Consider the following 8,642-nt stretch of genomic DNA (forward strand, 5'->3'; position numbering starts at 1 on the left):
AAAGCGGCCATCAAATACCTGAGCTTCCTGACGCTGAAGCCGACCATGTATATCGCCAACGTCAACGAAGACGGTTTTGAAAACAACCCGTACCTCGACAAAGTGCGCGAAATCGCCGCGGCTGAAGGTTCAGTCGTGGTTGCCGTTTGCGCCGCTGTCGAAGCCGATATCGCTGAACTCGACGATGCTGACCGTGAAGAATTCATGGCTGAAATGGGTCTCGAAGAACCGGGCCTGAACCGCGTGATCCGCGCCGGTTACGAACTGCTGAACCTGCAGACCTACTTCACCGCGGGCGTGAAAGAAGTTCGCGCATGGACCATCCCTGTTGGCGCAACCGCACCGCAGGCGGCGGGTAAAATCCATACCGACTTCGAAAAAGGCTTTATCCGCGCACAGACCATCGCGTTTGAAGATTTCATCACCTATAAAGGTGAGCAAGGCGCGAAAGAAGCGGGCAAGATGCGTGCAGAAGGGAAAGATTACATCGTTAAAGATGGCGATGTGATGAACTTCTTGTTCAACGTCTAAAATAAAATCTGCTGTCTCATGAGGTTTCGCTGAATCTCATAAACATCAATAAAGCTATAAATCCACGCAATTGCGTGGATTTTTTTTAACCTTAATTGACTTTCCAGTCGGTCTCCTGTGAACAACCCGACCTGCATGACAGGATGGCTACAGTACCTTTTTAATCCTGGCAGCGGTAAACCGATCCGCTTAATGTGACATTGGTCTGTTGATTCGAGCCTGAACCAAAGTAAGAAGTCCCGGTTTGACCTGCACGCTGTGTAATAATCACGATCCTGTTCCCCCCCATTTTCAGTGCCTTATTTTTAAGATCGTTCCGAGCGCCCGTTTCCAGACTTGCGTTTGATGTCCAGCCACCCGTAAAAAAGTTTCCCTGGCTGCCCGTCACCTCTCCAAGAAATACACAATCATTAGCAGGTTCAGAATGTGTAATACGCACCTGCTCAGCTCCTGAATTTAAAGATTGCGCAGAACATGCTGATAGAAAAATACAGAAAGACACTAATGTTACGCGTTTCATAATAACCTTTTCACTCATCCAAAAAATTATGATTAAAAATAGTAAATCTTATTGAGTACAATTTATAATTAGCAGCCATTTCTTACTGTAAAATGTCATTTCATTCATCAGAAGCCCCCCCATCAATTAATACACCCAATGAAATTTAGCTCCAATGTCTTTACCCGGGTTAAGTTCCTATGGCAACTAAAGCATATGCGTGAAGCATATAAATATTCCCCACATCAAAAAATCATACTTTTCGGTATCAGTCGTAGGAAAATCCCTACAACAGTTCCTGCATATTCCTTCGCAGTGATGCGATAAACCGTCAGTACAGCTGAATGTCTTTCAGAAGCAGATGGTAAAAGATAATCTTTTATTTTAAGATGTATGATGACTAACCCTACAAAATAAAGGTAATCATGAAAAGCGCCCTGATTGTTGATGACCACCCGTCAGTACGTATGGCATTAAAGTTCATACTTGAGAGGTTAAATTTCATCACTATTGATGAATGTGATAATGGAGTCAGTGCCATCCAGCTTATTAAGAATAATCACTATCATATTGTTATTCTTGATATCGGGATACCTGGCATGGATGGTATGACAGTTATCAGCTCGGTGCGAAAAGCAGAAAACAATACCCGTATTCTGGTTTTTACTTCACAAACGCAGGATCTCTACGCTTCAAGATGTATGGCTGCCGGCGCCTCAGGGTTTGTCTCCAAGAATGATGATATGGAAAATGTCGCCTCAGCTGTCAAAGCTATCGAGTCTGGGTACTCTTTCTTCCCACATATCTATGCCAGTACCGATAATAATAAATCTCTGGTTAACCGACTGACCAACCGAGAGCTGGACGTTCTGCGTAAATTAGCCCGCGGGATGACCAACAATGAGATTGCCGCTGACATGTGCCTCAGTAATAAAACTATTAGCACCTATAAAACAAGAATAATGGAGAAACTGGGTATTAATACCCTGGTTGAACTTATCAACATCGCAAAGCAAGAAGATTTAGCATAATGTAATCCTGTGTATCAATTTAGTGCGTAGTCCTGGGGCTGGAAGTTCTGCAAGATTAAAAAAACTTACCTTCTGCGTGAATGTCAGAAAATTCGTACCGCCACCCCAGCCAATTCTGATGCTTCCTGAGCGTAAAATTGCGTATCCTGCCCCGCATACGGTACCCGACAACACCAGTCTGCGGAAATTGAGGTGCCTTCCACCCACATTGAAAGGATTTTTATGCGCTACTTAATGTTATTCGCCATCCCCCTCCTGAGTGCATGCAGCTTTAGTTTTATGCAGTATGATAACCTTCCCGTTGTGAAAGCAACCTACAGTGACCATGCAACCAAAGCATCTGTTATGGCTGCCGGTGGCAAACCCGACAGTCAAATTAACCTTGGTGGAAATGGCTCCTGCCTGAACTACACCTTGCGCAACGGTAGCGAATCAATGCCGTTCTACGTTGCCTTTGATGGGTCTGGTAAGCGTATACATTACGGTTATATCACCTGCCAGGCGGCACAGCAGAAAGGGATTTTAAAATAAGAAAAAGCCTCTTCCGTTGAAGAGGCTTTTTTATTACCGCCCTGCCAATTTCTTAATATCCCGCGGCTTTATTCGCCGCTTTAATTCTTTTATTTCTCGCCTCTTTTTCATATTTATCTTTCCCCTGCATGATACCGCCGGCGGCGTTTATCCAGCTTGATGCCGTGCAGCCAGACAGACTTAAAATTAAGACCATAGAGACAAAATATTTCATACTCATACTTTCCTGTATATTACTGTCTAAAAAGATTCAGGCACCCTGCCACTCTAAACGGCGTGATGATGATTCACGATAAAAACTTATATCAAGTAAATTTCTACTTGCACTGGAAGTTTGTTGACTACTTCTCCGAAAAGTCATAAGAAACAACCGGCATAAATACCTGGGCTAATGGAAAAAATATCTGACCAACAAGCTGAGATTTTCCAATATGTCCTGACTTACTGTCCCCCCGATTGCCGGATAGAGTCAATCAGGGGAGCAGTGTGCATTTTTTTGTGGGAAAGATAGATAGGGAGTGCCTGATAACCGGGTAGGAAAATTCCCACCCCAGCTCCCGGATAGATTGACAGGCTACTAACGCCAGAAGATCTCACATTTAGAGTGGCTCAGATGAGAAGCGATCGTTCAACCTCTCCTCAAGCTGGAGAGTCAACCGCAGACATTCCTCAATACCCCTGGCGTTTGCCGCCTCTTCCAGTTGTTCACAGAGATCCGTCAGCGCATCATCCTTGATCAGAACAAAACCACCTTTGATACGGTGAGCAAGAGCCGCTATTTTTTTACAGTTATGCCTTTGAATTTCGTCATGTATATCACTGATACACTCCAGTGAGTGATCATACAGCGTTTTAATAAAATCTGGTGTGCTCAAGCATTCAGCTTCGTGAGTCCGAACGTTATTCACCGTGAAGTTCTCTGAGCACTGGTAGCGGTTTAGTGCGGAAGAGAGAGTTTCCAGAGTCGCGGGCTTGAAGATACAGTCATTCATCCCTGCATTGAGACAGGCCTCACGTTGCTCATCCCTGGCGTCAGCAGTGAAGCCCAATATCACCGTATCGGTGTCGTATTGCCTGATACGTTTTGCCAAATCCGTCCCACTGATGCCGGGCATATTGCAGTCGGTAAACACCACATGCGGTTTAGCCATTTCCCACACATCAAATGCTTTCAGAGGGTCATCGCAAACAATAACCTGATAGCCCAACCAGCTCAGTTGCTTTTCCAGCACCAGCAGGTTGGGATAATAATCATCAACGATAAGCACTCTGATACCCCAGGAAACATGGGAAATGCCTTGCTTAGGCAGCTCTATGTTTGTATTTTCTGCCAGGTCATAATTCACGCTTAACAACACTTTGACCGTTGTTCCGTTACCTGGCTTGCTGCTCAGTGAAATATGCCCCCCCATCGCTTCGCACAGACTTCGGGTGATGGCCAGCCCTAATCCGGTACCCATCTGGCGATGCGCGGCATCTTCGGACAGCTGAGAGAAAGGTTTGAACAACTGGGAAAGGCCAGATTCAGGGATACCGCATCCGGTATCTTTAATCTCAATCAGCATCTGCGCTTCCCTGTCCCCTGGTGATTTAATCAGGGATACGGAAATACTGACGTGGCCTTCTTCGGTAAATTTAATCGCGTTGCTTAAAATATTACTCACTATCTGACGTAGACGTAGTCCATCCGTCCTGATAGCGCTCGTAGCGGCGAGTTCGTTAAAGCTAAGATTAAGAATAAGCCCCTTACTGGCAGCATTACCGTTAAACAGGAGAACGCACTGCTCAATGAGTTCTTTTAGATTCACGGTTGAGTAATGCAGCACCAGGCTATGCGATTCAATTTTACTGATATCCAAAATATTGCCGATAAGCTCCTGCAATACAAGCGACGACCGCTGCGCCACTTCAAATGCGGTACTGTCAATAATGCCCTGTTTTAACTTATCATTACCCAGCTCAAGCATGCCGATGATGGCATTCAGCGGCGTTCTAATCTCATGACTCATACTCGCGAGAAACGTGGTCTTAGCCACATTGGCCTGTTCCGCTGCAATCTGGGCCTGACGCAAACGTTCCTCCATTTGTTTACGGTCGGTAATATCGATCCAGCCGCCTACAATGCCCTGCACTATCCCGGTTTCATCGCTGTAGGGGGTCATCCAGTGATAAATGTCTTTAACCGCTCGTTCGTCAATAAAATTCAGTGTCCGATCTTTTATTATCGGGGTATTGTCACTTAAAATTTTAGCGAAATCTTTACGATAGTCTGCCTCTGGTTCTGCTACAATGTACTTAAGAATATTATCCACATAAACTTCACCATTAATTCCTTTTCTGACATCCAGCGCAGTTTGATAAGCCTCATTGTTTGCTACAAGTTCGAAATGTTTATCCCGGATGTATAACGGATGTGGCGTGCCATTTATGAGTGCTTTATTTAACATTAATTGGTCGGCAAGATCCCGGCGTATCCTCTCATTGATTTTGATGTGTTTTCTTAGCGTATGCACCCATAGCGACAGCAGCGCAGATAAGACAATAATCACCATGATGGTGGATATGAGCGCATTACGGTTTTTTTCAATAAAAGATGGATGGCGTGGAGGTTCAGACCAACGACTCGCAATACGCGCTCGGTCCGCATCAGAGACATAATCCAGCGTTTTATTCAAAATGCTGTATAACCGCTCATTATCTGCTGGGACCGCGAATGAAAGTTTGAATATTTCATTCTGCACTGGCTTATCAATGTTTATGGTTCCCGGGTGAAGCAAAGATTGAAAACGCGCCGAAGTGAACGTATCAACAACTGCGTCCACTTTTTTGTCTGCCAGTAATTTATAGGCTTCAGTATGGTTTCTGGCAGCGACAAGCGTAACATTTCCAGGCAACCCGGGCCGAACATCCCTCACATTCAATGAAGTGGCAATTTTTTTAACTGCATTCTTTTTTTCCACGTTGCCGCCCAACACCATCACCAGAGGCGAATGCGCATAGCTACGGGTATAACTAAAACCTGGGGCTGGGGAGTATAAAGGGCTTGCATAACCCAATATTTGCGGCATTACGTTTTGCGTAGACGCTGGCGGGAAATGATTATCGGCTTGGGCTTTGAAGTTAAAATGTATACCCAGCATGCTTCCTAAATACGACAGTAAGTCCGGCGTTAACCCGGTAAAACGCCCATTTTCATAGATAACAAATGGTGGCACTGATTCAGGAAGGAAGACAGCGACCTCTTTATTTTTTAATAGCCACTCTTTTTCTTCATCATTCAGGAACTCAGGCTCTCCTGGTGTAATAAAGTCCCCAGACTTATCCCACGATCTGATAAGCTTATAAATATTTGACTCTGGGATGCTGTTTAAACCGGAAACAATAATTTTCTTTGTGTTAGCATCGTTTTTACGTACGGTGAAAAAAACCTTCCCTGCCGGAATAGTACTCAACTGCCCCGTAACCTGGAGATGAGTATACACAGGATTATCGGAGTAATACCCGCCAGTAATCGCGTCACCTATATATAAGTCATTATGATTTAGCGCAACAGAAACAAGCGCCTCGAGCACCGTGTTATAGCGAGTGATTTTTCCCTGAGGGTATATTTTTTTGAGAGAAACATCCGAGACAAAATCTTTGACAATAGCAATATTATTGCCTCTTGCAGTCAGTGATTCATCCGTGCTTCGAGTGATACTGATTAACTGATTTTGATTAATAAATGGGATAAAATCAAACAGATTGCTCTTTTCCGGGATGACATCTCCATAGGATGGAATAAGATCAATTTCATTATTGAGCAACGCAACGTGAAGATCATGCTCGTTATTATAACGCAGAACAGTAAATGTCTTACCCTCAATTGCACTTATTATTTTTAATACATCAGCATTGATCCCATCATAATAGGTATCGTTAACAGTAATATCAAAAGGAGGATAATCGGGCCTTGAAATCCCGACCCTGATGATGCCATCAGCCTTCTCATTACCGGAGACGCTATCCGCATCAATAAGACTGAGCACATGTTTAGTCGCGCTAACTTTTTCAGCACTAGCATAATAACTGAAACAAAATATCATCAGGATAGCCAGTAACTGTTTCACAAAATCATCCTTAACTTTAATCATAAAATTTCCTGGCACATCTTACGCCAGGAAAGCCCCGCCCCTGACCGGGCCAACCAGCAATAAACCTTAATAAAAGCACGGTTAATAACGATAAATCGTTATGGCAACATTCCAAAAACCGCAATAAAACAGTGTAATCATATAGTTAATTTCAGTGATATAGATTAATTCTCTAATTATACACGGCTTATGGCACCGATAATATCTTATTACAGGAATGCCACGGTACGCACGCGGGCAGATGCCCTGGACGTACTCACCACGCCACGGCACAACAACCAGCCTGACGGCTTTGACTGGCCAGGCTACTCGTGGGCGCATAAAGAACACTCACCGAATTGCTGACAAAATCTGACTTAGAATTGGAAGGCTAAAATCCACGCAATTGCGTGGATTTTTTATAGACGAAAACTGAGAAATAGATTTTCCTCATGGCTTGAGGACATGTTTATGTCGCTTCACAGTGAAGCTCTGATTGAATGTAAGGCCAGTGTTCCGTCCATGTCTGTAGCAACGAATGAAGCAGATTCAAATTCTTGACCCCAAACTTACGTAAAACTTTAACTTTGTGCGCACTGAACGTTTTTCTGCTAATACACAACCGCTCGCTCAATTCGTCTGCATCAGCTTCGCCAAACAATATCTTAATGACCCATTCTTCTCTGCCGCTTAAACTCGGGATTAGCTCCTTATTCGTCTCTTCGGTTAACAAGCATTGAATATATTCCTTTACTGGCGCATCACGCATGATCCGATAATCACAAAAGTACAGCAATGCACGATATGGGTCTGATATCTTATGTTTCTGTAACTCAGCGGAGTGAAAGATATAAACATAGTGCTGCCCGGTATCGAAAACGATAAGATCATCAGTATTGAAAACTGGCATCCGCTTAATAATATTCGTCATCCCAGAAATGAAATAAATATCCCTCGAAAGAATTTTCACATCCTAATCCATTTTTGTTTATTTTTAGTTTGACTAGCTCAGCAACAGAAAACACATCAGTAGAATAATAAACTCTGCTGTCCCATATCACCGTATTGTAGAGAAATAATCATATGGAATTGCGAACGTCCCTGTTCGCCCAAAAGCAATATCCTCATGCTACATGAGTGGTTACCTTTACCCGGAGTTGTATTGATAACATAAATTATCATTACCTCCGACTCAATCCATGGTTAAAATCTAACACAGGGAACAGAATGTTCTCTATCAAAAAACGCTATTGAGCCTATTAATACTGCGTCAAAATTAAGGTAGCCGAAGCAGTAAATGCCCCCGTTGCAATATCATCAAAACTCAGTGAGGCCGGCTTAACTGGCGTAAAACTTAATGGCACAGTCGCGCTACCGTTCGTCACACTTAACTTCTGACTCACACCGTCGCTGACCGTCTGGCCATTCCAGCGCATTTCCACCCCCAGATTATCATTGCTGGTTCGAATCGCCTTATTATTCCACGCAGGAGATACCAGGCTCATTCTGACATCAAAATCTACAGTATGTGCGGCATCACAAACAATGTTGAAATCTTTATTTATAGTTTGTGATGATGTGCCGCCAGAGACAATATCGCCACGTTCTATCTGCCCCAAATCTACATTAAAAGTTGAACCGGATAAAACTTTACAAGTAGCGGTATTAATATCTGCATCATTCGCCGCAAAGAACTTCCAGGTATAGTTATGACGCTCGCCGTGATTATTCGTTTGCACGAATCGTATGCTACCGAGTTTATCACCGGACTTGATATGAAGTTCCTCACCCAGCGAGGTTAATTCAAAATAGAGTACGACGGGCAATTGTCTTGATTCGCCGTCGTCGAGATCGAAAATTTTCGTCTCTGATACCGGCGACGGATGATCCACACCTGAGATCAACACACCATATTTAAGATTTTTAAAAATAGTACTA

Annotated in this window: 8 protein-coding genes; 3 read left to right on the top strand and 5 right to left on the bottom strand. The window is 43.7% G+C overall.

Annotated features, from left to right (window positions below):
• A partial coding sequence (locus ACW14G_RS21235) for a DUF933 domain-containing protein (RefSeq protein ID WP_455648773.1) occupies window positions 1–531 on the top strand: 531 nt, incomplete at its 5' end.
• A gap of 160 nt (window positions 532–691) precedes the next feature.
• Here the strand turns inward: ACW14G_RS21235 and ACW14G_RS21240 are convergent.
• Complete coding sequence (locus tag ACW14G_RS21240) at window positions 692–1,051, bottom strand: DUF4156 domain-containing protein (RefSeq protein ID WP_163446169.1); 360 nt, start codon at window positions 1,049–1,051, stop codon at window positions 692–694.
• 404 nt (window positions 1,052–1,455) lie between these two features.
• Here ACW14G_RS21240 and ACW14G_RS21245 point away from each other — a divergent pair, with 404 nt between their 5' ends.
• Window positions 1,456–2,061: a response regulator transcription factor gene (locus tag ACW14G_RS21245; RefSeq protein ID WP_271459470.1), complete on the top strand. Its 606-nt coding sequence runs from the start codon at window positions 1,456–1,458 to the stop codon at window positions 2,059–2,061.
• A 222-nt stretch (window positions 2,062–2,283) separates the two neighbouring features.
• Window positions 2,284–2,592, top strand: coding sequence for a hypothetical protein (locus tag ACW14G_RS21250; RefSeq protein WP_419058120.1), 309 nt, complete (start codon window positions 2,284–2,286; stop codon window positions 2,590–2,592).
• A 52-nt stretch (window positions 2,593–2,644) separates the two neighbouring features.
• Here the strand turns inward: ACW14G_RS21250 and ACW14G_RS21255 are convergent, their stop codons facing one another.
• From ACW14G_RS21255 to ACW14G_RS21270, 4 genes are all read right to left on the bottom strand, one after another.
• On the bottom strand, window positions 2,645–2,806 hold the full coding sequence (locus tag ACW14G_RS21255; protein WP_455648774.1) for a hypothetical protein: 162 nt from the start codon (window positions 2,804–2,806) through the stop codon (window positions 2,645–2,647).
• Window positions 2,807–3,191: 385 nt separating this feature from the next.
• Complete coding sequence (locus ACW14G_RS21260) at window positions 3,192–6,725, bottom strand: ATP-binding protein (RefSeq protein ID WP_419058116.1); 3,534 nt, start codon at window positions 6,723–6,725, stop codon at window positions 3,192–3,194.
• 448 nt (window positions 6,726–7,173) lie between these two features.
• Window positions 7,174–7,674, bottom strand: a complete 501-nt coding sequence (locus tag ACW14G_RS21265; RefSeq protein WP_249023182.1) for a LuxR C-terminal-related transcriptional regulator — start codon at window positions 7,672–7,674, stop codon at window positions 7,174–7,176.
• A 289-nt stretch (window positions 7,675–7,963) separates the two neighbouring features.
• Window positions 7,964–8,642: fimbrial protein (locus ACW14G_RS21270; protein WP_455648775.1), on the bottom strand; the 679-nt coding region annotated here is incomplete at its 5' end.

Source organism: Kluyvera sp. (assembly GCF_965301105.1).

Excerpts from the sequence above, each read along its gene's own strand:
- ACW14G_RS21245 (WP_271459470.1), top strand. The coding sequence starts at position 1,456 with ATGAAAAGCGCCCTGATTGTTGATGACCACCCGTCAGTACGTATGGCA.
- ACW14G_RS21255 (WP_455648774.1), bottom strand. The coding sequence starts at position 2,806 with ATGAAATATTTTGTCTCTATGGTCTTAATTTTAAGTCTGTCTGGCTGC.
- ACW14G_RS21240 (WP_163446169.1), bottom strand. The coding sequence starts at position 1,051 with ATGAAACGCGTAACATTAGTGTCTTTCTGTATTTTTCTATCAGCATGT.
- ACW14G_RS21260 (WP_419058116.1), bottom strand. The coding sequence starts at position 6,725 with ATGATTAAAGTTAAGGATGATTTTGTGAAACAGTTACTGGCTATCCTG.
- ACW14G_RS21250 (WP_419058120.1), top strand. The coding sequence starts at position 2,284 with ATGCGCTACTTAATGTTATTCGCCATCCCCCTCCTGAGTGCATGCAGC.